This window comes from Roseivirga sp., assembly GCF_965216855.1.
In the GTDB taxonomy this organism is placed as follows: Bacteria; Bacteroidota; Bacteroidia; order Cytophagales; family Cyclobacteriaceae; genus Roseivirga.
Genome location: NZ_OZ244204.1, coordinates 147,411 through 170,810 on the forward strand (window position 1 = coordinate 147,411; position 23,400 = coordinate 170,810).

The window sequence follows — 23,400 nt, forward strand, 5'->3', positions numbered from 1 at the left end:
ACTTAATATCTAATCTTTGATTGCATTCAGGACGGTTCATAACGGTTGATCAAGCAATCACCGTTAAACTTACGCCAAGAAGATTCATTGACCGTTCAAGGCGAGTGGGTTTTCATGCAATCATTTTAAGTTAAAGGGTTATAACTTCTATCTCAGACGGAGTAGACGTTGCAATCCTTTCCAAAACTAAATATTTCTCATCAAATGCTAGTTTCTCAAACAAAATTCGATCACGTAAGCTACCTATGGAATGAAGATGAGGTAGAAAAAATCGCTGATGATGAAGTTTCGTTGTTTCTCTACAGGTCAAATATCCTGGGAGCTGACCTGAGACTCACCAACTATGGTGGAGGCAACACTTCATGCAAAACCTTCGAAAAAGATCCACTCACCGGAGAAGAGAAGGAAGTATTATGGGTGAAAGGATCTGGAGGCGATATTGGAACACTGACCAGAAAAGGAATTGCCGGGCTTTATGTAGACAAAATTCATAACCTAAAGAATGTTTACCGGGGTATTGAGTTCGAAGATGAAATCGTACCTCTTTATTATCATTGTCTTCATGACCTGGATAGTAAAGCTCCTTCAATAGACACACCTTTACATGGCCTTCTTCCATTCAAGCATATAGATCACCTGCACCCTGATGCACTTATCGCTGTGGCAGCAGCTAAAGACAGTCAGGCCATTACCAAAGAGATCTGGGGTGATTCAATGGGCTGGGTACCATGGCAAAGACCCGGATTTGACCTTGCACTGCAATTGGAGAAATGCCTGAACGATAATCCGGGTATCCGCGGTATTGTATTGGGCGGACATGGTCTGTTCACCTGGGGAGACACCTCCTACGAGTGCTACATCAATAGTCTGGAAGTGATCGAAGATGCTTCGAAATATATTGCCGAAAGAGAAGGAAAAGAAAGACCGGTTTTCGGTGGCGCCAGAGTAGAAACGGTTGAAGCTGCCAGCCGTTTAGATCAGGCCGCTAAAATTGCTCCTATTCTCAGAGGCCTGTGCTCAAGTGAAAAGCCAATGGTGGCACATTTCTCTGACGATGAACGTGTGCTGCAGTTTGTCAATAGCCATGATATCGATCGACTGGCTCCTTTGGGTACCTCCTGCCCTGACCACTTCCTCAGGACCAAAATTCAGCCTTTGGTGCTTGAAATTAGTCCGGACGAAGATTTAGATGATGCCAAAGCCATTATCAGCAAACTGACCCCGGCATTTGAGAAATATAGAAAAGAGTACAAGGAGTATTATGAAAACTGCAAACACCCGAATAGCCCGGCCATGCGTGACCCTAATCCGGTCATTATTCTGTATCCCGGTATCGGTATGTTTGCTTTTGCCAAAGACAAACAAACAGCCAGGGTAGCTTCAGAATTCTATACGAACGCCATTAATGTAATGCGTGGTGCAGAAGCTATTTCTTCTTACACGGCACTTCCGCGGCAGGAAGCATTCGATATTGAATACTGGTTGCTGGAAGAAGATAAACTCAAGAGAATGCCACCTGAAAAACCTCTTTCCAGAAAGATTGCACTGGTAACCGGAGCCGGTGGTGGTATTGGTAAAGCCATAGCCGAAAAACTGGTAGCAGAAGGTGCTGTGGTAGTGTTGACTGACATTCACGAAGAAAGGCTGAAAGAGGCTCAGGAATCATTCAAGAAAGATGCTGCCGTCTATGTCGTCTGCAACGTTACGGATGAAGCTTCTGTGGAAAATGCCTTTAAGAAAGCTGCTTTGGCCTTCGGAGGTATTGATATTATGGTACACTCAGCCGGACTGGCCATCTCTAAACCTTTGGGAGAAACCAGCCTGAAAGACTGGAATATTCTTCAGGATGTGTTGGTGAAAGGTCAGTTTATGTTGTCCAAATCAGCAGTTTCTGTGATGAGAAGTCAGGGACTGGGTGGTGACCTAATCAGTATAGCCAGTAAAAACGGCCTGGTGGCAGGTAAAAACAACGTGGGTTATGGAACTGCTAAAGCAGCCCAGCAACACATGGCTCGCTTGCTTGCTGCTGAATTGGGCCCTGAGAAAATCAGAGTGAATACGGTTAACCCGGATGGTGTTATTGTCGGTAGTAAAATCTGGGAAGGTGAATGGGCTGAAGGTCGTGCCAAGGCTTATGGCATTAGCGTTAAAGACCTGCCTGAATTCTATGCACAGCGCAACCTGATGCATGAAATAATCAAGCCTGAAGATATTGCCAATGCTGTTTTTGCTTTCACAGCAATTTTGCAAAGAAGCACCGGTAATATTTTGAATGTAGATGGTGGTATTCCTGATGCCTTCACCCGCTAAAACATCCTCTATGAGAATAAACAATGATCAAATAAGAGAATATAACCAACGTGGCCAGGCTGAGCACTCAAGAATGCTCGGCTTTTTGGCTGAAACGCTGGAGAAAAGAGGAATTGATGTCAATGAAACCATCAACCGACTGCATGAATTACAGGTAGCCATCCCCAGTTGGGCACTCGGTTCCGGAGGTACCCGTTTTGGCAGGTTTCCCGTTGGAGGAGAACCCGGAACTTTAGAAGCCAAGCTGGAAGATGTGGGGCTCCTGCATAAAATCACGCAGGCTACCTCAAGTGTTTCCCTCCATATTCCCTGGGATATTCCCGAAGATGCATCTGCCAGAAAAAAGCAGGCCGAAGAACTCGGTATCCGCTTTGAAGCAGTCAACTCGAATACCTTTCAGGATCAGCCCGGTCAACCTTATACCTATAAGTTTGGCTCCCTGAGTGCTAACGATTCCATGTCGAGAAATCTGGCGGTAGAGCACAATCTCGAAGTAATCAAGTATGGTGAAATGCTCGGGAGTAAATCCATTACCGTATGGTTAGCCGATGGTTCATCTTATCCGGGACAAAATAATTTCAGAAGAGCCTTTAGAAATACGGAAGACTCATTACATAAAATCTACGAAGGTTTACCAACAGACTGGAAAATGCTCATCGAGTATAAACCATATGAGCCTCACTTCTATTCCACGGTTATACAGGATTGGGGTACTTCCCTTATGCTGGCTGAAAGTTGTGGAAAGCAGGCCTATACACTGGTAGACCTTGGGCATCACCTGCCCAATACCAACATTGAGCAGATAGTTTCTACACTGATTATGCGTGGTAGATTGGGTGGATTCCATTTCAATGACAGCAAATATGGAGACGATGACCTGACCTGTGGCAGTATCAAACCATTCCAGCTTTTTCTCATTTGCAATGAGATTATTGATGGAATGAATCAGAATACGGCAGGCAACCCTCCTATTGAATGGATGATCGATGCCAGTCACAACCTGAAAGATCCTTTGGTAGATCTGATGCAATCGTTGGAAGCCATCAGGCTGGCTTATGCTCAGGCGCTGATTGTAGACAGAGAGGCATTGAATGAAGCTCAGTCTGCCAATGATGTTTCCAGAGCTCAGGAGATTATTCAGGATGCCTACAGGACTGACATGCGGCCATTATTGGCTGAGGTAAGAAAGCAGCATGGTGGCGCGCTCAATCCCTTAGGTTTCTACAGAGATCAATCGGTGAGAGAACAGCTTATTGCTGAGAGAGGTAAAAATGTTGTAGCAAGCGGTCTTTAAACAATGAGTAGAGAGGCAATTCTGATCTACGATATTGGAAAGACTAATAAGAAGTGTCTGGTCTTTGACGGCAACTTCCATGTGATCCATGAAGAGTCTAAAGTCATTGATGAAACCATTGATGAAGAGGGCGACCCATGTGACGACATACAGGCTATTTCCAAATGGATTTATAGTACCGCGGAAAAGCTTATTGGGTCAGATGCCTATGTTATTAGAGCCATTAACTTCTCCGCCTATGGTGCCAGTCTGGTACATATAGATAAAAGCGGAAAAGCCATTCTACCACTTTACAACTACCTGAAGCCTTTTTCGACTGAGAGTGAAAAACTACTGACAGAAAAATTTGGGAGTACTGAAAAACTCTCTCAGGAAACCGCCTCTCCCTATTTAGGAATGCTCAACTCAGGCTTGCAGCTTTTCTGGCTGAAGAACTTTCAGCCGCACAGGTTCAGTAATATTCATTTGTCTCTTCACTTCCCGCAGTACTTAAGCTATTTATTTAGTCAAAGAGCAGTGAGTGACTATACCAGTATCGGTTGTCACACCATGCTTTGGGACTTTAATAAACAAGACTACCATAGCTGGGTAAACAGCGAACACTTGACGGAAAAACTGGCTCCGGTAACTGATAATACAGAAAATAACACTGTTCAATTATTTGGTAAAGAGATTAAAGTAGGAACCGGAATTCATGATAGTTCCGCTGCCTTGCTACCCTATCTGTATTTGAATGACGAACCTTTTGCACTGCTGTCTACCGGAACATGGAATATATCTCTCAATCCATTCGAAGAACATGCTCTGAGTTCAGATGACCTGGAAAATGACTGCCTGATGTTCATGAGTACGGCAGGAAAAAAGGTTAAGGCTTCAAGGCTCTTCCTGGGTAATGAACATGCTTCGCAGGTACACATGTTAACAGCCAATTTTGGTAGAAAGAAAGACGAGTACAAACACATCGGCTATGATGCGGCACTGGCCAAAGAACTGAGAGAGAACTTTAAAAAGCACTTCACTTTCTCCCTCGGGGGCGGTGAAGCAGAAGTTTCCTGGGAAACCCTCGGCTCGTTTAAGGCCGCCTATCATCAATTAATGATTGAACTCTGCATGCTTCAGGTAAGCTCTCTAAAAAGGGCTATCGGGAACAGCAATATCAAAACAGTCTTCATAGACGGTGGCTTTGTGGACAATGAAATATTTATCAATCTCTTGCAGGAAGGATTACCTAAATTAGAGTTTATACCTGCTCAATTTCCAGTTGGTTCAGCCTTAGGAGCAGCCTTGGCTATTGCTACTAAAGATCAGGTTGAAAATTGGAAGAAGCAGAAAACCCAGTTGACCTTAATATCATGAGTGACTACATAGACTCCCGATTTCCAGACATCCCCTACCTGCGCGAAAGAGCCAAAAGGAGAATCCCCGGTTTTGCATTCGACTATCTCGATGGTGGGTGTAATGCCGAAGTAAACCTGCACAGGAATACCAAAGAAATAAGAGACATCCAACTCCAACCCTACTATCTCAGGGAATATGAGAACATCAGTCTCGAAACCGAGCTATTTGGTAAAAAGTATTCTGCACCTTTTGGCATCTCACCTATTGGCTTGCAGGGACTTATCTGGCCCGGAGCTACCGAGATACTGGCTAAGGCCGCATTTGAAGAAAATATTCCCTTTACGCTAAGTACGGTTGGAACAGCCAGCATAGAAAAGGTGGCTGAGATTACAGAAGGGAACGCCTGGTTTCAGCTTTACCATCCGGTTGAAGATACTTTGCGCGATGATATCCTGAACCGGGCAGCAGCTGCCGGCATTGAAGTATTGGTCATCCTGGCCGATGTTCCTTCATTTGGTTACCGATCCAAAGAAATCAGAAATGGCCTGGCCATACCGCCAAGAATGACCATGCGCAATATGCTGCAAATTGCCAGCAGACCTAACTGGGCCTTATCTACCCTCATGCATGGTCAGCCTCATTTTGAAACACTGAGGCCCTACATTCCTAAAGGAATGAGCTTGAAACACCTGGGACTGTTCATGAATAAAACCTTCAACGGAAAACTCAATGAAGACCGTGTGAAAGCGCTTAGAGACCGATGGAAAGGCAAATTAGTGATCAAGGGAGTGGCTACAGAAGAGGACGCACAAAAGTCTATTGATTTTGGACTCGATGGCATCATCGTTTCCAATCATGGCGGTCGTCAGCTGGATATGGGAGAATCTACCATTAATCCACTCAAACGCATTGTTGCCAAATATGGTGACCAGACTACTGTAATGATGGACAGCGGCATTCGCACGGGTCCTGACATTGCCAATACCCTGGCCTCAGGAGCACACTTCACTTTCCTGGGCAGATCATTTATGTATGGCGTTGGCGCACTTGGTAAAAAAGGTGGCCGACATACCATTGGAATACTTAAAAAACAACTACTACAGGTGATGCAGCAGGTCTGCTGTGAGTCTACTTTAGACCTTCCCAATCACCTGTTCAAACCTTAAACTATGACCGAATCAACCAAACCTCAGACTAACGAAGAATTCGAAAGAGAACCTGTCCCCCAACGAGCCTGGAAAGGCTGGAAGAGCTTTTTAGGTATGTATGCCGGTGAGCATGCAGCAGGGACAGAATTCGTAATCGGGCCATTATTCCTTACGGCTGGCGTTAGTGCTTTCGACCTGATTGTTGGTTTGTTGGTTGGTAATTTTCTGGCTGTACTCACCTGGAGATACCTGACTGCCAGAATTGCGGTCGACAGAAGATTGACACTCTATTATCAGTTAGAGAAAATCTGCGGTAAGAAGCTGGTTATATTCTATAACCTGGCTAATGGTATACTTTTCTGTTTTCTGGCGGGAGCCATGGTTACAGTGTCAGCCACCGCAGTAGGTATCCCCTTCGATATGCCTATGCCCAAACTGACTGATACCATGCCTAATGGGGTTACCTGGGTAGTTATTGTACTGGCAGTTGGAGCAATTATCTCAATCGTAGCTGCCAGAGGTTATGCCACTGTGGCCAAGGTGGCCAATATATTGTCACCCTTCATCGTACTGGCCTTTCTGCTCTGTGGTATAGTAGCACTGGGCCAATTAGAAGTGAATTCACTGTCTGAATTCTGGGCCATCTGGGGAGAAGGTTCAGAACCATTTCCGGGGCAAATAAAATACACTTTCTGGCATGTAGCCATTTGGTCATGGTTCTGTAATGGAGCTATGCATATAGGTATGTCAGATCTTTCTGTATTCCGCTATGCGAAAAGCGCCAAAGCAGGCTGGACCACGGCTGCCGGTATGTATGTAGGCCATTTTATGGCCTGGATTGCTGCCGCTCTCCTCTATGCTGTTTATTTAAGAGCACCTGAAGCTCAGGCCATGTTGGCTAACGGACAGGCTCCTTCTGTGGCTCCGGGACCTCTGGCTTATAATGCCATCGGTATCTTCGGAATTATTGCCGTTATCATTGCGGGATGGACAACGGCCAACCCAACCATCTACAGAGCAGGTCTGGCCTTTCAGGCTATCCTGCCAAAAGCCTCTACCTTCTGGGTAACAATTATCGCAGGTAGTTTGGCTACCATTGCCGGACTGTTTCCTGCCTTCGCCATGAAGCTATTGGACTTTGTTGCGGTTTATGGCTTCATCCTTGCCCCTATGGGTGCCATTATCGTTTTTGACTACTTCCTGGCCGATAAATGGAGTTTCAAATCGATGCATGCCGAAATAAGCGGAAAGCAATTTAATGGAACCGTGCTAGTTGCCTGGATCGGAAGTGTCCTCCTCTTCTATATCATCTCGGTACAGATGGGAGTATTCCTTTCTTTCCTCACTCTGCCGGCCTGGTTACTGAGTGGCCTCGCTTATGCCTACTATAGCAGGTTCAGAGCAAAAGCACTCACCGTGTAGTCTATTTTGAATATAAGGTCCTAAGGGCAATTATATTTCTTAAATTCCTACATGATTCTGCGCGCAAGAAAAGAATGGGTGTCAATGGGTGCCTTGGTCCTTATGATGGCCCTGGCGGCCTGTACTCCTCAGAAAGAAGAGACCACTCAGGTATCAACATTTCAAAACCCCATATTCCCCGGAGACTACCCTGACCCCAGTGTTCTGAGGGATGGGGATGATTATTATATCGTTCATTCTTCATTCGAATACTATCCAGGATTGCTTATCTGGCATTCGAAAGATCTGCTGAACTGGACACCCGTTACCAATGCACTGACAAAATATGTCGGATCGGTATGGGCCCCGGAACTGGTGAAGTATGAGGACAGGTATTACATCTACTTCCCGGCCAGCAATACCAACTATGTCATCTGGGCCGATGCCATTGATGGTCCCTGGAGTGATCCGATTCAACTGGATGTGACCATGATTGACCCAGGCCATGTAGCAGACTCGGAAGGTAACCGCTACCTCTATTTCAGTAGTGGAAGCTACGTACCGCTTTCAAAAGACGGGCTTTCCATCACTGGTGATGTTCAGCATGTCTATGACGGTTGGCCTATTCCAAGAGAATGGTCCATTGAGTGCTTTTGCATGGAGGGCCCTAAGCTGTTTAAAAGGGGGGAATACTATTACCTGACTGTTGCCGAGGGTGGAACTGCCGGTCCGGCTACAGGACACATGGTGATCTCAGCACGATCTAAATCGCCTCTGGGACCTTGGGAAAATGCTCCCAACAATCCGATTCTAAGAACTGAAAGCAGTGAGGAAACCTGGTGGTCTGTAGGACACGGAACAGTACTGGATGATGCTGAGGGCAATTGGTGGATGATTTTTCACGGCTATGAAAAGGACCATTATAACATGGGCAGGCAAACCATGATGGTACCCATTGAATGGACCGAAGATGATTGGTATCGAATACCTGAGGGAGTGGATATTACTCAACCCATTCGCTTACCAGATGATAGGCAACAGCACACGAATAGTAGTTTTACTGATCCATTTGAAGAGGGTCAACTGAACCCTCAATGGAAATTCTTTGAAGGCTATGATCAAAACAGGGTTGAGTTGGAGACTCAAGGAATTCTAATCAAAGGCAAAGGTACTTCGGTGGCAGGTTCCTCCCCTATGCTTTATGTCCCCTCTGATCATGACTATACTGTAGAAGTTGAATTGGAAATTCAGGGCAATGCCACAGGCGGATTGCTTCTTTTCTATAACAATAACGCCTTTTCAGGCATATTAGCTGATCAGGCCAATGTACTGGCCAACCTCCGTGGATGGCAATTTGTTACTGAAGAACAGGTGATTGACCGACATGTCTTCCTTCGTCTAAAGAATGAGTTCAATACAGTAGATATGTATTATAGCACTGATGGAACCGATTGGATCAAGATCGAAAACTCATTTGAATCTTCAGGCTACCATCACAATATACTCAGCGGATTTATGAGCTTAAGAATTGGCCTGACAGCGTTAGGAGATGGCAAGGTAAAGTTTAGCAACTTTAAATACCATCCCCTTAAACCTTAACTATATTTCCAAAAACGCTGTCAAATAGTCTTTAGGCAGTAATGCTCGTCAGGCGGCTATTTTAGTAAAATACGCTATCGAAGAACTCCTTCATTTTAGCCGCATAAGGCACACCATATTTTGCAAACGTTGCTCTGGTTCTGGCATCGGGCTTCCAGTCGAAAAAGGCATGCCCTGCTCCTTCCACCTGAAGGTACTCGGCTCTTTGTCCTGCCCCTTTCAACTTATCCGTATAAGCCTGAACAGCAGTATGAGGTATCAGCCCGTCTTCCGTTCCCCGCACCAGAAAATGTGGCACTTCTCTTTGGCTTGCGGCTGGTACTGCTTTAATCGGTGACAGCCCATCTCGATATGCTACTTCAGTCTGCTCAATGAATTGATTCAGTGGGTTAACATCAAACACCCCATAACTTGGGGCAGCCGCTTTGATGGCATTGGTAATCTGTACCTGCACCTGATCTGCCGATTTACCCCGAGGTAAATAAGTAGGCATAAACTCATAGTTGCCACTTTTTCCGTAACCGCCACTTCCAATCTGAGGTGCAAAGACTGCCGCAGCTGCTGACAGATGACCACCGGCACTATCTCCGGTGACAGCCATTCTATTGGGGTCTCCTCCATAGGCTGCTGCATGTTCCTGTATATGGGCAATAGCTCCGAAAACGTCTTCCAGAAGTTGATGCATATAATTCGGTTGTGCATCACCATCTCCCTTATTGATCCAGCGATAGTCCACACTTGCCACCACATATTGATTGTCCTTAGTCAGTTCCCAGGCCAGGCCTCTCATAATATCTTCGTTGTTCGATGACCAACCTCCCCCATGGATAATGACAATGATGGGCAAATTTTTGGCGCCCTTTGGAGAGTAAACATCATACTTTAAGGTCTTTACACCTGGTTTGGCAAATACTATATCTCTTTTAATTTCAAGATTATTGATGAGTGAGGATGGAATAAAAGTAGCTCCCAGGGTCATGTCCTTTTCAACTGTTATCTTACTTGTTTTATCGAAGAACTCATAACTCGTAGTACCCCACATTCCACCTTTTACGGTGTAATAGATCACATCAAGGCTATACCCTGAATCGGGCTTTGCTGTAACGGTAATCTCAGTACCTGCTTCTACCATACCATCAGCCGGTATGGGTGGGTTTACTGTAAATGAACCGTTTTCAATATCGGCAAGTGTAACTTTAAAGCGCTCTGCTTGCGGCTTCAGTGATTCGGCTTTCGAAATACTGACTGAGGTGAACAGCATCAAGGCCATTGTCAACCGGCTGGAGAGCTGGGTTAAATTCTTTTTCATAGGTCAATTATTAATGAGGTCTGACGAACAGAGCTCTTTACGATACTAAAATAAATGGACAGTCTTAGAGCACTGTTATTATCAATACTGATTGGGAAATTAATGAGGGTTTAGTCGCTGGAAGGTTTGTCTTTTGCTCTTATGCTATAAACGCAGCGTTGACCATCAGAAATGATGTGCTTTATACGCTCTACCTGATAGTTGCTTCCCATCAGGTCCTGAAAATTCTTTAACTCTGCCTTACAAAACCCCTGGCATTCAGTGGCCGCTGCACAGATAGGGCAATGGTTTTCGATGAGCAAATATTCATCATTTTCCTTTTTCCATTCAGCCATATAACCTTCCTGAGAACGTAACTCTGAAAGTTTATTCAATCGGCCTTCGATAGACCTCTCTCCCTTCAGTTCATGATCATATCGCTCGAAAGTCTGCTTTTCTCTATCACTAATCAGAAGGTTCAGGGCATTCTCTCCCAATAGACTTTTCACAGATCGGAGTAATTCTACTGTTATTTGGGCATGGGTATCCGGAAATCTACTCAGGCCCTTATCACTCAAAGCATAGTAGACAACCGGTCTTCCTACCCCCTCACTTTTGGAAGTACCCTTGATCAGACCGCTGGACTCAAGCTTTAGTAATTGTTGTCTGGCTCCTTCCTTGGTTATACTCAACTCCTGAGCAAGCATGGCACTTGTCATGTCACCTCTCATCTTGAGGAGCATCAATATGCGATCAGCAGTAGGCTTATTTTCCAATTGAACCATTGTTTTATTAGACCACAAATCTAACCATAAAAGGAATAAATCGAAACCTATACTGTTCATATAGACTGTATCAATAATGCATTGAAAAACCGTAGAACTATTTAAACAAGTATTGAGTTGTTTTATTAAGTGTGCTGCATAGATTTGCAACACCGATTAAAAACTTAAAACATAAAATCATGAGCTATTCATTACCTGAACTTCCATATGCTGTAGATGCATTGGAACCTCATTTCGATTCTGAAACAATGACCATTCACCATCAGCGCCATCATCAGGCTTATGTCAACAACCTGAATAAAGCTATTGAAGGTACTGATGCTGAAAATGAAAGTTTAGAAAATATCCTACGTCATATCAGCCAATACAGTCCTGCCATCAGAAACAATGGTGGTGGCCATTACAATCACTCTCTGTTTTGGGAAATTCTATCTGCCTCACCCAAGACGGCCCCTACCGGCAAACTGGCCGAGGAGATTGTTAAGGTTTTCGGTGGTCTGGAACAGTTTAAAGAGCAGTTCAATCAGGCGGGAATGACACAATTCGGTTCAGGTTGGGCCTGGTTGTTTGTGAAATATAATGGTACCATTGGTGTGGCTTCAACGGCTAATCAAGACAATCCACTAATGGATACAAACCTTACTAATCAGGGCTATCCGATTCTGGGTGTAGATGTCTGGGAACATGCCTACTACCTTAAATACCAGAACAAAAGAGCAGATTACCTGAATGCTTTCTGGTCAGTGTTAGACTGGGCAGCTGTAGAAAAGAAATATGAAGAGGTTATTTCCAACCTGGGATAACACAGTTGCGAATAGAATGAAGGAAGAATTGGCCTGTTGCCTTCTTCCTCATTCTTATTTACAAAATTAGTTCTGTCTAAGCCTTACATGGTATATCCGGGCTTCTTATAGAGTCTCTCTTCTTCAGCCTGAATATGCTTAGGGTAAATATCTTCTTTCCATTGTTGCAATGAATAATCCTTAATGGCAACGGAATAGGATTCATCTCCAAAACCAATGACACTTTGCGCGGCTTTGATTACCTCTTCGGCCAGCTTTTGCTTCTGCCCTTCCGTTTTTCCTTCCAGTAACTTTATTTCGAAATGTGGCATATTAATCTTTTGAATACTGTTGATCACTTACTTTTTCCATCCAGGTAACGACTTCTCCATCTACCTCTTCCTGTATCGCAATATGACTCATAGCCTTGTTAGCTGAAGCTCCATGCCAGTGCTTTTCATTGGGTTCAAACCATACTACATCACCCGGCCGAATTTCTTCGATGGGTCCACCTTCTCGCTGCACCCACCCCAGCCCTGACTGAACAATCAGTGTTTGACCTGCGGGGTGTGTATGCCAGGCCGTTCTGGCTCCAGGTTCAAAAGTAACCAGAGCTCCTGCCGCTACGGTACTTTCCTGTTTTTGAAATAATGGATCAATCCGTACTGCACCGGTGAACCAATCTCCAGGCCCTTCCATTGATGGGATCATCCCGTTTTTAATAATTTTCATAGTGACTTAGTTTAAACACAACTACCTCCTGCTATGTAAGAAGGTAGTTGTGAGTTATCAATTTAATCCTTTTTAACCAGCAAAGACCGGAAACATACTGGCCTCACCATAATCAATTCTATCCATCGATTTGAGCGTATTCATATCTTCATCAGAGATCTCAAAATCGAGTGCAGCATTGGTTTTCATATGGTCTGGATTGGCTGTTTTCGGTAAAGGCAACAAGCCCAGTTGTATGTCATAACGAATACCTAATTGAGGAACTGAAACACTGTACTTCGCTGCTATATCCTGCACCGCTTTGTCTTTCATTAGTTCTCCATGACCTATGGGAGAATAGGCCTCTACGAGAATCTGATGCTGCTCGCAAAATTCAATGAGATCAGTTGGTGTATTGCTGATATGTGCCAACACCTGATTAACCATAGGGGGCTCCGTACATGACTCCATAATGTTCTCCAGGTCTTCTTTTTCGAAATTGGAGACACCAATGGCCTTGAGTTTTCCTGCCTGATAAGCTTCCTCCAGAGCTTTCCAGGCGGCCTTATTTCCTTCGAAATAACGGTCTTCTGCCTGATATTCCTGCCATGGCTTGGGACTGTGAATGATCATAAGATCAAGATAGTCCAGCCCCATTCTTTCAAGCGATTCATCAATGGATTTCACGGCTTCTTCATAAGTCTTGATCTCTGCCGCCAGCTTGGTAGTTACAAAGAGTTCTTCTCTGCTTACGGCAGCATTTCTAACACCTTCTCCAACACCTCTTTCATTCTGATAAGCCTGAGCTGTATCAATATGTCGATAGCCAATTTTGACAGCTTCTTTTACTACATCAGCCACAGTATCATCACTAATAAACCATGTTCCAAGTCCTAATTTGGGGATTTCTACCCCATTCGAAAGGACATACTTTTCCTGTAAAATCATTATTCTAATTTTAATTGTTATCAATTACGTGTCTTAGCAGATTGGCTAAAACTAGTTGTACTGAGCATCAGTTACCGCTTCCATCCAGGTAACAATGCCCTTTTCTGTATTGGGAAGCATGTAAATCTGTTGCATCCCGGTATCAGGGCTGGCACCATGCCAGTGCTTTTTATTCGGAGGGCAAACAGCCACATCTCCTTTTTTAAGCAATTGCTTAGGCTCCCCTTCTATCTGATGAAATCCCTCACCATCGGTAATGATGAGAATCTGCCCTGCAGGATGAGAATGCCAGTTACTCCTGGCGCCCGGCTCGAAATAAACATTACCCACCATTGTGGTGAGTGCTGTATCCATGACCAAAGGATAATTGAATGCAGTACCGGTAAATGTTTCAGAAGAACCTTGACGACCTTTTGGAAAAATAAAGTCAATCTCTTCTGTAGCCGAACCTGTTGATTCCTTTTCTCCCTCCTGTGAAGCACAGGAGAACAGCCCAATACTCAACAATGCGATTAATATTTTGATATATCTCATTTTCATAAGTCTATGGTTTTAGTTCTTTTAAAATCCTGGCCGGAACACCTCCCACTACTGTGTTGTCCGGAACGTCTTTGTTGACTACTGCTCCGGCAGCCACAACTGAGTTCTCCCCTACGGTAACTCCGGGTAAAATAGTAGCTCCAGCGCCTATCCAAGCGTTCCTTTTAATGATCACCTGACCCGGAACCATTGTCTTTCTTGTTGGGATATCGACCGGGTGATTCTCAGAGCTGATATTGACCCTTGGACCAACCATGACATCATCTTCAATGGTAATACCTCCCAAATCCAGAAAACTACAGGCATGATTAATAAACACTCTTTTCCCCAGTGAAATATTGATACCAATATTGGTGTGAAAAGGAGTGAATAATGTGGTGGACTCATCAACCTCTCCGGCAATCAGCTCTTCCAGAATCATCCGGATAGCCTCTGGGTCTTCTGCCTGGTTCAGCTTCTGGTTAATCTTACGGGTTCTTTCAACCACCTTTCTGATTTCCGAATAATCAGGATCAGCCATTGGAATGGACTCTCCTTTTAAAAGCCGCTGGAATATCTCATGCCTGTTGTAGCTCATACCCGACTGTTTTTGTTTAATACTTAAACAAAGGTAAATACTCCTAAGGCTCAAGGGTTAATGATAATCAAACCAGTAATTATAAATTTCAAACCTCTACGGTCCGAAGCGCTTTGGGAGTCATCCCTGTTTGTTTTTTAAAGAAGTTATTGAAGTAAGAAGGATAGTCAAAACCAAGGGCAAAGGCTATTTCACTAATATTCCAATCAGTGTGTTGAAGCAATGCTTTGGCTTCATTCAGAATCCGCTCCGTAATATGAGATGTGGTTGATCTGCCTGTGACTTCTTTCACCGCCCGGTTCAGGTAGTTGACATGAACTGCTAAGCCATTGGCATAATCCTGAGCAGAAGTCATGCTTAATGGTTTTTCGGCCGATTCAATAGGAAACTGACGCTCAAGCAACTCCAGGAAAACCGAAGTCAACCTTGAGGCAGCATTCTTCTTGTTATCCATACTTACTGATGGTTGCAGCTTCATGGCCTCATGAAGAATCAGATGGATATAGTTGCGAATCACTTCATCCTTCATCTGATAATCAGACTGTTGCTCTTCAATCATTTTAATAAACAACTGGTTAAGCGACTGTCTTTGCTCTTCATTGATATCCAGGATGGGCGTACCTCCAATCTTAAAAAAGGGAAGCTGCTGAAGAAGGTCAGAACGGTCAGACAGTTTTAGAAACTCTTCAGAAAACAGAACGGTATACCCTGTATAGGATGTGGAGATGGTCTCCCAGGAATAAGGGATATGCGGATTACCGAAGAACAAAACTGTTCCCTCATGCTCATAACTGCGATCGGCATAATGAATCATGCTCCTGCCACTGGTCAGGCAGATCTTATAGAAGTCCTTTCTACTGTAGGTTTTGACAGAGGTGTCATCAGCTTCAATCTGAAACACATTAAAGCCTTTCAACCTGAGCTCATTATTGTAAGCAGAAACAGAGCGTTCTTTCGTAATCATCTTCTGTTAAAATTAAGAATTTCAAACCAATGAACGCCCTGCATATTAAATGAGTTTCCCTACTCTATTCTTTAAACCCATACTTCTTTAGACCTTCCTTACTGATCTTAATGGCCTCTAAAGGTTGCAGGTCGTCAAAGGTTCTGTCTTGTTCCACAAAATAATGCTCCATACCTGATTTCTTTTGCTGCTTGAGGATACTTGCGAAATCTATGGTTCCCTGTCCTACGGGAGCAAAACGTTCCTCGCTGTCCATATCCTTTACATGCCAGGCTTTAAAGCGTCCCGGATATTTTTGAAAGTATTCCAGTGGATTGGCCTTTGCCCTGGTTACCCAGTAAAGGTCCATCTGAAAGTTGACGTATTCAGGATCCGTATTTTCAAGGAGGTAATCTATGAGCACCACTCCTTCCTCACTCGGTTTATATTCAAAGTCATGATTATGATACAGTAGCTTCAGGCCTGCTTCCTTGCACTTTTTACCTAAGGCATTTAGAAATTCAACAAACTCCTTCTGCTTCCCTCCTAATTTAGTGGTCCCTGTCTCTCTGTTCCTTTCAAAGAAGCCCCATGGCGGAGACGGAACCACATAATATTGAAATCCTGCTGCCTTTACATCGGCAATGGCCTTTTCGGCATCTTCCAATGACGAAGCTCTTTGGTGAGTACTCATAGGTTTTAAGCCGAGACTGTTCAGGTATGCTTTGAATTCTGCTGGCTCCATGCCATAGAATTTACCATCTCTGTAGCCGGCATCTTCAACGTAGGCATAACCTGCCTCAGCTACCTTTTGAAGTGTTTCCTTAGGATTCTCATTCATGGCCTCACGAATGGTGTAGAGGGCCAGTCCTCCTGATTTATTCTGAGCACTTAGCTGAATATTTGCCACGAACAACAGCATAACTGCCGTAAGCACCGCTGGTGTTTTCAATACCTTTTTAAAAATCATAGTTGAATAGTTTTAAATGTAGTTGGTTCACTATTAGTCAATCTAAAATAAAAGAAACGTGAGGCTTTTGCGTACTGCACTGTAATGAAATGTGCATAATAGTTCTGGTTTGAACCAATGAAAGAGGCAACCATTTCTGATTGCCCTTTCGGAGTCTCCTCAGGAAACCCAGTGTTAACCAACACACAAAAAACGAATGCCTTATTGAACTCATAAGGATTCCAATAAACAGAATATCACATACTACTGGTATTAAACAATAATGGGTGCTACCTCTGCTGAGGAATACACCCATGAACTTTTCAACTCCGTGGAGTCAAAGAGCCTCAAGCTACAGTTATTACGGCTTCGCCTGGTGACTACTCATCAAGAGTGGCCTCCCTGACTCTGATTCTGGCGAAGGTCTGTTTTCCCAATAGATCACTATACAATCTAAATTTCCAACTTTCCTCCTTCAGACCCTAGCCCTTTATCTCTTACCTGATACACTAAAGGTACTATTGATCTGGCTCCCTGCCGATGACCTTTGTCATTGCTCTCAATGACTTTTGACTCACCCGGGCCTATTCTTCTTTCTCAAACCGACCGGACTTTTCCTTAACAGCAATTCTGTAGGTTATGAAGTGGGTATTGGTCTTCACCCTGGAGTGAATCTTATCCATTCCGTACTTTGGCAAATTGCTCTGTCCGGTCTTAAGTGGCATAAATCTATTGGCAAGCAGCTGAAGTGCTTCTTCTTTATCCTGACCTTTAAGTTCTTCAAAATGGCCTTGTACGATCACCGATTGCCAATTGGCCAAATCAGCTATACTGTCTACCTGAAAGCAGACGGAGGGATTAGTCTTCAGTATACTCATCTTTTTGCCTTCCAGTGTATAGCCATAGATATATTGTCCGTCATAAACATAGGAAACAGGAACTACATAGGTTGTTCCCTCATTACTACAGCCTAATCTTCCGATTAATTGAGACCGCAGGAGTAAATCCATCTGCAGCTCGTTTAGTGAGCCCAACATGATTTCTAATTATAAAGGTTATTCAGCCGGTCTAATCCGCCAGGATTAATGACCTCTATGTATTTACCCTGAATATTAATCAGGTGTTCAGACTTAAATTCTGACAACAGCCTTATCACTGTTTCTTTGGCTGTACCAATGAAGTTGGCCAGGTCTTCTCTGCTCAATTCTATTTTATGCTCATGGTCCTGATAAGCTTCCTTGAGCTCTAATAAGCCTTCGGCCAGACGCCCTCTCACAGGCGTATAGGCCAGTGAAACCATCTTTCTTTCTGCCTCTACCAGGTCTTTACACAGCAGGTTGATAAAAAAACCTGAACCCTCACTGGAATTGAAAATCCTGAAGAAATCCTGCTTTGGAATGAAGAGTAAGACACTATCTTCCAAAGCCATGGCACTTGTAGAATACCTGCGTTTTGCCAGTAAATCTTTATAGCCAAGAAATTTTCCGCCACTCGCAATGGTAAGTATCTGCTCCTTTCCATCTCCACCAAAACGGAAAACTTTGACGCGACCAGATTTCACAAAGTACAAGCCATGAGGCGTATTACCTTCTGAAAAAACAGTCTGCCCCTTTACATAGAAGTCTTCATCGAATTCCTCCGATACAGTATCGGCAGGTGACAGCTTTAAAAAGGAAGGATAGGTCTCGGTATCGATCTCTGTCCGGCCCGGGTTTGTTCGCAGCGTGTTCATGGCTTCAGGTGTTTTGTTTACTACAAGTTAGCGCACATATCAACACCAAAACAGACGTTAAAGGCGTATTTTCCAACTAAGAAAAATACTTAGAAAGCATACTCAAAACCATTAGTTTAAGGCTGAGAATCAGACCTCTGCAATCTTGTTTTTAATAGCAAAGCGAACCAGCCCGGCTGTGTTTTTTGCCTGAAGCTTCTGAATGAGATTTCTTCTGTGAGTATCTACTGTTCTTGGACTGATAAACAGTTTATCTGCTATTTCATGATTAGTAAATTCTTCGGAGATAAGCTTAAGAATTTCTACTTCGCGGGTAGTAAGTTTGCTCATGGCTGTGGCCTGCCCATCGCTCCTACCTTTTATGAGCTGATTCATAATCTTGGCCGAGACTTCCTGGGTAAAATACGACTCTCCCTTAGAGACGAGCTCAATGGCTTCTACCAGCTCCTGCATGGAAGTACTTTTTAGAATATAACCTAGAGCACCGGCATTTAACATTTCCCTGATTCTGGCTTCCTCATTGTACATACTGAGCACAAGTACGTTAACCTGGGGGTACTTCTCAATTATTCTTTTAGTGGTTTCAGCACCTCCCATTAATGGCATACTTACATCCATTACCACCACATCTACCTCTTCCTGAGCCAATCTTTGGAGTGCTTCATTTCCATCTCTGGCCTCTCCTACCACTTCCATATGCTGCTGGGTATCCAGAGAGTTCTTAATACCTTCTCGAACTAAGGCATGATCGTCTACTAAGAGTATTCGGTGCTTTTTCATAGTGGTATGCATATTGATACGCTGGTTCCACTTTTATCATTCGAATCTATGTGTAAAGTACCTTTGAGTATGTCTACCCTTGACTTTACATTACTGAGACCAAGCCCCATCGATTGCTGAGAATGCAAAAAGCCTTTGCCATTGTCTTCAACTAAAAGGTTTAACTCTTCCTTTGACCTGACTACATGGATGTTTATTTCAGTCGGATCGGCATGTTTGAGTGCGTTGTTGACCAACTCCTGAACAATCCTGTAAACAGCCAGAGCAAACCCTTTATCCAAATTAACCAAATTACCATGTAAGCTCAGATTGAATATTACACCATCGGGTTGACCTAAAGACTCAATGATGTTTTCCAGGGCTTTCCCTAAGCCAAAGTCTTCCAGTATTCTGGGGGTCAGGTTATGGGAGATCGTCCTGATCTCTTCCATGGTTTCGTTAAGGTTGTTTTTAAGGTTGGAGTAAATACTCTGTACCTTATTATTGAACTTCTGAAGCTCCGGTTCAAAGGCATTGAGATTTAGGTTGATGGCCGATATTGACTGTCCCAAACCATCATGAAGTTCTCGCGCTATTCTCTGCCTTTCGTTTTCCTGCCCTAAGAGAAGTGCCTCAGTTCTTGCCTTTTCCAGTGCTCTTCGTTCTGTTATATCAATTCCGCTGCTTAATGTAGCTTCATACTGTCCGGCATCATTCTTCAAAAGTGTATTATGCCACTCTATCAGGCATTTCCGACCATTGTGGCAAACGATCTCATTTTCAAAGGTATCGGATACCAGAACACCTTTTTCGAAGAGATCTTTGAACATTTGCCTCATGTTTTCTTTCTCAGCCTTAGGCAGAAATTCATCGAACCAGTTGCGCCCCTTTAATTCCTGAACGCTAAGACCGAGTAAGTCTCCCAACGCATTATTGGCGAGTACAATTTTCTCTTCCCTGTTAATGACCAGAAATAAAGAGGTAGTCACATTCATATATTGCCTGATCATGGCCTTCTCCTTTTCGAGCTCACTCTGAAGTGCTCTCCTTTTGGAAACGTCAATGATAAAGCAGATGATAATCAGGCCTTTCCTGGAATCTGCATGACTCAGGCTTATTTCCAAAGGCACCAGCCCACCCTTCTTAGTCAGCCCCATTAGTTCAAGATTCAGGCCCATTTGTCTGGATTGCGGATTACTGATGTAGGCAGACCTGTGCGCCAGGTGTTTCTCCCTCTGATCTTCCGGAATTAGTATCTCTACCGATTGTCCAACAATTTCATCCTTTAAATAGCCAAAGATTTGTTCGCAGCTGGGGTTACAATGTACAATGGTTCCTTTGGCATCTGTTACCAAAATACCTTCTACAGAATTCCGATAGATGATATCGAATAAATAGCCCTCTTCTAAAAATTGCTGCACCTTAGCGAGATTAAAAAGTGTAGTGAATTTAGCAATTTCGTACCACTAAGCAGAAAAAAGCCCTGCCAAATTATTAGAAATGAGGCAACTACAGAAAATTAGCTACGAACAGCTGATAAGATTCTCTAAGACATCGATATGATTAATTAATTGATTGGTTAAGGCATTACGGAAACCGGGAATATTCTCCATTTGAGTGGCCAAACCTGTAAGTTGAATTGCCATAAACCTTGATGATTTTCTGATAAAAGCCGAGTGGGTAGACCTACCCTCATTCTGCAAGGCCTGAACTCCCAATATCTCTCCGGCTTTGGCTTCGTGAAGCACTACTCTTTTCCCCTCATCGTTTCTTCCGATCAAAGTAACTGCCCCATTGAGCAGTATGTAGGCATACTTCATCTTTTGCCCTTCGCGATACAGCTTACCAAAGCGTTTGGTCAGCAGCTTGTTCTGACCGGAGCAGGGAATTCCATAACAGTCTTCCCTGATCTGCTGTTGTTGGGTTTCCATGGTTACCTGGAGGTGCTGGGTGGATAATTCGCTAAAATGGCCTTAACCGCCTCATTGATCATTCGTTCTGCATCGTCAGTAACGGTCTGAGGTAAATGCTTACTTCCAACACCCTGCCAAACCAATTGCTGGGTATCACTGTCTACAAAGTGGATAATCAGGGCACCTTTCTGTACGGTGTAGGTTCTTAAGTCGCCCCGGCTCCAGTAACTGTACCGTGGCGGATAGTAGTCATGGACATAATACTCCATGGATTCATTGATACTGATGTGAAAGTCGACCATCAAGTCCGGGTTGGTTTGAGTAGCTGTGAATCCTTTAAGCCTCAACTCTGCTTCTATGGCTTCCTTAACTCTCTTACGGTTAAGTTCATTGTCGAACATGGGTGCCTGATTGCCTGGCTTTTCCATATCATCGGCCCAGCTGTAGGTTTTATATTTCGAAAAATCAGACCCTTTGTCATAATCTGATGAAACATACAGTTTATCTGAACAGCCGGTAATCAGGGCTAAAGTAACGAGTAACAGTACTAGCTTTTTCATCTTACTATGGGTTTTGTTTTCGAATTGTTAAAACAAATTTAGCCCTGCCCCGGGCGGCTTCCGATGACTACAATCAATACGTAAGTTGACTTATATCAACTCATGAACTAATAGCCAAAACCGGGTTATCCGTGTGGATTGTATTACCTGTAGGCCGGAAGGCTCTCAAACTCAATGGCTTGTTCCCGATTAAGCAGGTAATCTTTTAAGGCCATAATGATGGCTTTGTTGGAGGCATACAACTCTCTGTTCACATTCAGGGCTGTGGCAATATCTACTTCCTCCAAATGCTTGCGGTTAGACCTGTCATAGACCATAGACAAAAGGGCATTATAGTTTCTTTGAATCAAAATCAGCTGATCTCCTAATTCTTCAAAGTAGGTATGCTCATGCCCCGACTTTAATAACTCATCGAACCGGTCTACCATGGTCTTTCCTGACGATGAGAGGTGGTTGTACAGCATATTCATAGCAGAGCGACTCGATCTCCTGAAAGTATCCATGTCTGACTCAATATCCTTGATTCCCTTCGCTGCAAAGAGACAATTACCTGTAGCAGACATCAACAGGCTCAGTAATGAGGACTCTTGCTCTGAAAGCTCCTGCTTTTGCAGATCACTATAGAAATTCACCATTTCCCCTTGCAGGCGTTTGATTCGGTTATACTGATCCTTAAATGGTAATACCGACTTTCTCCTAAGCGCCACTGCACTTAAAGGCTGGTCATGATTATTGCCTGAGATTAACATAGACCTGTAGAGCCCCACTACCAGTACAATGAGGTGATTCACCTCCTTCTTCAGGGATTCCAGAGCAGCTTCCGGTAATTCAACGGTGGTCTGATGGATGAACTTACTCGCCATATCATCTTCCCGTTTAAACCGTTTCTCCAGGAAGCCTGCAAAATTATCGATGAACGGAAGGAAGATCAGAATACCCAGGATATTGAAAGAGCTATGTAGTATTACCAGCCCAAACAATGGGTCATTTACTCCAAAAACATCCGTCACCAGAAGTATGAACCACTTCATAAAGGCAAAGGCAATAATGTCGGTCACCAGGTTAAAGAGGAAGTGCCCCATGGCCACCCGCTTTTTAGCTGCGGTTCCGGCAATGCTTCCCAGTAAAACGGTTATAGTAGTGCCGAGATCTGAACCGATAACCATGGCTACACCCGAGTCAAAGCCGATGATGCCGGCATGCAGGGCACTTAGCGTAATTACCATAGAAGCGGAGCTGGACTGGATGATAGCAGTGAACACAAAGCCCACTAAAAGGAAAACAACTGGCGGGTAATCGGTAAACCGGCTGACATCAAAGCTTTCTGCCAATTCCAGTACACTCTCCTTCATTAAATCGAGCCCCAGAAAAAGGAAGGCCATACCGAGCACCAAGAGACCTGAATTAAAGATGGTTTTCTTCTTGGGAAACAGAACCGTTAAGACTGCCCCTATGGCTATAAAGGGCATAACAAAGTTCTGTATGTCCATTTTAAAGCCGAGGGTAGTTACCAGCCAGCCGGTAAACGTAGTTCCAAGGTTAGAGCCGATAATGACTCCCAGGGCGCTCTTCATTCTAATCACCCCTGCCCCAACAAATGCCAACAGCATCAATGAAACAACTGAGCTGCTCTGCAGAATGGCCGTAATTACGGTACCCCCGAAAATGGCTTTGAGCTTATTCTTTGTATGCTTTTTGATGAAAATTTTAAAGCCGCGGCCTGCCAGTTCCTTGACACCTGTTTCCAATTGGGACATCCCGAATAGAAAAAGTCCTAAGCCGGCTGCAAGCTTCCATATATCAACACTCTCAGTCATCGGTAA

The 23,400-nt window shown here is 43.9% G+C and carries 23 protein-coding genes; 7 read left to right on the forward strand and 16 right to left on the reverse strand.

Going from position 1 to position 23,400, the window contains the following annotated elements:
* The first annotated feature begins 204 nt into the window (after positions 1-204).
* From ACOOEY_RS00600 to ACOOEY_RS00625, 6 genes are read left to right on the forward strand one after another with little or no spacing between them, the layout of a single operon-like run.
* Positions 205-2,310 carry a bifunctional aldolase/short-chain dehydrogenase gene (locus ACOOEY_RS00600; RefSeq protein ID WP_420386721.1) on the forward strand — a complete coding sequence of 702 codons (2,106 nt, stop codon included), beginning with the start codon at positions 205-207 and terminating at the stop codon, positions 2,308-2,310.
* A gap of 10 nt (positions 2,311-2,320) precedes the next feature.
* Entirely contained in the window at positions 2,321-3,604 is a 1,284-nt protein-coding gene (locus ACOOEY_RS00605) for a sugar isomerase (protein ID WP_420386722.1), read from the forward strand.
* 3 nt (positions 3,605-3,607) lie between these two features.
* Entirely contained in the window at positions 3,608-4,960 is a 1,353-nt protein-coding gene (locus tag ACOOEY_RS00610; protein ID WP_420386723.1) for an FGGY-family carbohydrate kinase, read from the forward strand.
* Positions 4,957-6,108, forward strand: coding sequence for an alpha-hydroxy acid oxidase (locus tag ACOOEY_RS00615; RefSeq protein ID WP_420386724.1), 1,152 nt, complete (start codon positions 4,957-4,959; stop codon positions 6,106-6,108). The genes ACOOEY_RS00610 and ACOOEY_RS00615 overlap by 4 nt, the downstream gene beginning before the upstream one ends.
* A gap of 3 nt (positions 6,109-6,111) precedes the next feature.
* Positions 6,112-7,512, forward strand: coding sequence for a purine-cytosine permease family protein (locus ACOOEY_RS00620; RefSeq protein WP_420386725.1), 1,401 nt, complete (start codon positions 6,112-6,114; stop codon positions 7,510-7,512).
* A gap of 51 nt (positions 7,513-7,563) precedes the next feature.
* Positions 7,564-9,090 carry a family 43 glycosylhydrolase gene (locus ACOOEY_RS00625; RefSeq protein ID WP_420386726.1) on the forward strand — a complete coding sequence of 509 codons (1,527 nt, stop codon included), beginning with the start codon at positions 7,564-7,566 and terminating at the stop codon, positions 9,088-9,090.
* Between the two features lie 61 nt (positions 9,091-9,151).
* Here ACOOEY_RS00625 and ACOOEY_RS00630 read toward each other — a convergent pair whose 3' ends face one another.
* Together ACOOEY_RS00630 and ACOOEY_RS00635 are read right to left on the reverse strand one after the other, a co-directional pair.
* Complete coding sequence (locus tag ACOOEY_RS00630) at positions 9,152-10,399, reverse strand: alpha/beta hydrolase fold domain-containing protein (protein ID WP_420386727.1); 1,248 nt, start codon at positions 10,397-10,399, stop codon at positions 9,152-9,154.
* A gap of 110 nt (positions 10,400-10,509) precedes the next feature.
* Positions 10,510-11,163, reverse strand: a complete 654-nt coding sequence (locus tag ACOOEY_RS00635; protein ID WP_420386728.1) for a helix-turn-helix transcriptional regulator — start codon at positions 11,161-11,163, stop codon at positions 10,510-10,512.
* Between the two features lie 179 nt (positions 11,164-11,342).
* On the opposite strand from ACOOEY_RS00635, the gene ACOOEY_RS00640 reads away from it, so the two are divergent.
* Entirely contained in the window at positions 11,343-11,966 is a 624-nt protein-coding gene (locus ACOOEY_RS00640; RefSeq protein WP_420386729.1) for a superoxide dismutase, read from the forward strand.
* A gap of 83 nt (positions 11,967-12,049) precedes the next feature.
* On the opposite strand, the gene ACOOEY_RS00645 is transcribed toward ACOOEY_RS00640, so the two are convergent.
* The 14 genes from ACOOEY_RS00645 to ACOOEY_RS00710 all read right to left on the reverse strand — a co-directional run bounded on the left by ACOOEY_RS00645 (position 12,050) and on the right by ACOOEY_RS00710 (position 23,394).
* Positions 12,050-12,277 (reverse strand): tautomerase family protein, encoded by a 228-nt coding sequence (locus ACOOEY_RS00645; protein WP_420386730.1) that lies wholly within the window; start codon positions 12,275-12,277, stop codon positions 12,050-12,052.
* Between the two features lies 1 nt (position 12,278).
* Complete coding sequence (locus ACOOEY_RS00650; RefSeq protein ID WP_420386731.1) at positions 12,279-12,677, reverse strand: (R)-mandelonitrile lyase; 399 nt, start codon at positions 12,675-12,677, stop codon at positions 12,279-12,281.
* A 72-nt stretch (positions 12,678-12,749) separates the two neighbouring features.
* Complete coding sequence (locus ACOOEY_RS00655; RefSeq protein WP_420386732.1) at positions 12,750-13,604, reverse strand: aldo/keto reductase; 855 nt, start codon at positions 13,602-13,604, stop codon at positions 12,750-12,752.
* Between the two features lie 51 nt (positions 13,605-13,655).
* The gene (locus ACOOEY_RS00660) at positions 13,656-14,144 is read right to left on the reverse strand and encodes a cupin domain-containing protein (protein ID WP_420386733.1); all 489 of its coding nucleotides are present in this window, start codon (positions 14,142-14,144) and stop codon (positions 13,656-13,658) included.
* A 4-nt stretch (positions 14,145-14,148) separates the two neighbouring features.
* The gene (locus ACOOEY_RS00665) at positions 14,149-14,721 is read right to left on the reverse strand and encodes a sugar O-acetyltransferase (RefSeq protein WP_420386734.1); all 573 of its coding nucleotides are present in this window, start codon (positions 14,719-14,721) and stop codon (positions 14,149-14,151) included.
* Between the two features lie 88 nt (positions 14,722-14,809).
* Positions 14,810-15,685 carry a helix-turn-helix domain-containing protein gene (locus ACOOEY_RS00670; protein ID WP_420386735.1) on the reverse strand — a complete coding sequence of 292 codons (876 nt, stop codon included), beginning with the start codon at positions 15,683-15,685 and terminating at the stop codon, positions 14,810-14,812.
* A 64-nt stretch (positions 15,686-15,749) separates the two neighbouring features.
* On the reverse strand, positions 15,750-16,634 hold the full coding sequence (locus ACOOEY_RS00675) for a sugar phosphate isomerase/epimerase family protein (protein ID WP_420386736.1): 885 nt from the start codon (positions 16,632-16,634) through the stop codon (positions 15,750-15,752).
* A gap of 563 nt (positions 16,635-17,197) precedes the next feature.
* On the reverse strand, positions 17,198-17,623 hold the full coding sequence (locus ACOOEY_RS00680; RefSeq protein ID WP_420386737.1) for a pyridoxamine 5'-phosphate oxidase family protein: 426 nt from the start codon (positions 17,621-17,623) through the stop codon (positions 17,198-17,200).
* Between the two features lie 32 nt (positions 17,624-17,655).
* Positions 17,656-18,345 carry a Crp/Fnr family transcriptional regulator gene (locus ACOOEY_RS00685; protein WP_420386738.1) on the reverse strand — a complete coding sequence of 230 codons (690 nt, stop codon included), beginning with the start codon at positions 18,343-18,345 and terminating at the stop codon, positions 17,656-17,658.
* A gap of 129 nt (positions 18,346-18,474) precedes the next feature.
* Complete coding sequence (locus ACOOEY_RS00690; protein WP_420386739.1) at positions 18,475-19,125, reverse strand: response regulator; 651 nt, start codon at positions 19,123-19,125, stop codon at positions 18,475-18,477.
* Complete coding sequence (locus ACOOEY_RS00695) at positions 19,122-20,525, reverse strand: PAS domain-containing sensor histidine kinase (RefSeq protein ID WP_420386740.1); 1,404 nt, start codon at positions 20,523-20,525, stop codon at positions 19,122-19,124. The genes ACOOEY_RS00690 and ACOOEY_RS00695 overlap by 4 nt, the downstream gene beginning before the upstream one ends.
* 102 nt (positions 20,526-20,627) lie before the next feature.
* Positions 20,628-21,035, reverse strand: a complete 408-nt coding sequence (locus ACOOEY_RS00700; protein WP_420386741.1) for a Crp/Fnr family transcriptional regulator — start codon at positions 21,033-21,035, stop codon at positions 20,628-20,630.
* A gap of 2 nt (positions 21,036-21,037) precedes the next feature.
* A complete protein-coding gene (locus ACOOEY_RS00705; protein WP_420386742.1) occupies positions 21,038-21,577 on the reverse strand; it encodes a DUF4136 domain-containing protein in 540 nt (179 codons plus the stop codon).
* 143 nt (positions 21,578-21,720) lie between these two features.
* Complete coding sequence (locus tag ACOOEY_RS00710; RefSeq protein WP_420386743.1) at positions 21,721-23,394, reverse strand: Na/Pi cotransporter family protein; 1,674 nt, start codon at positions 23,392-23,394, stop codon at positions 21,721-21,723.
* Between the last annotated feature and the right edge of the window lie 6 nt (positions 23,395-23,400).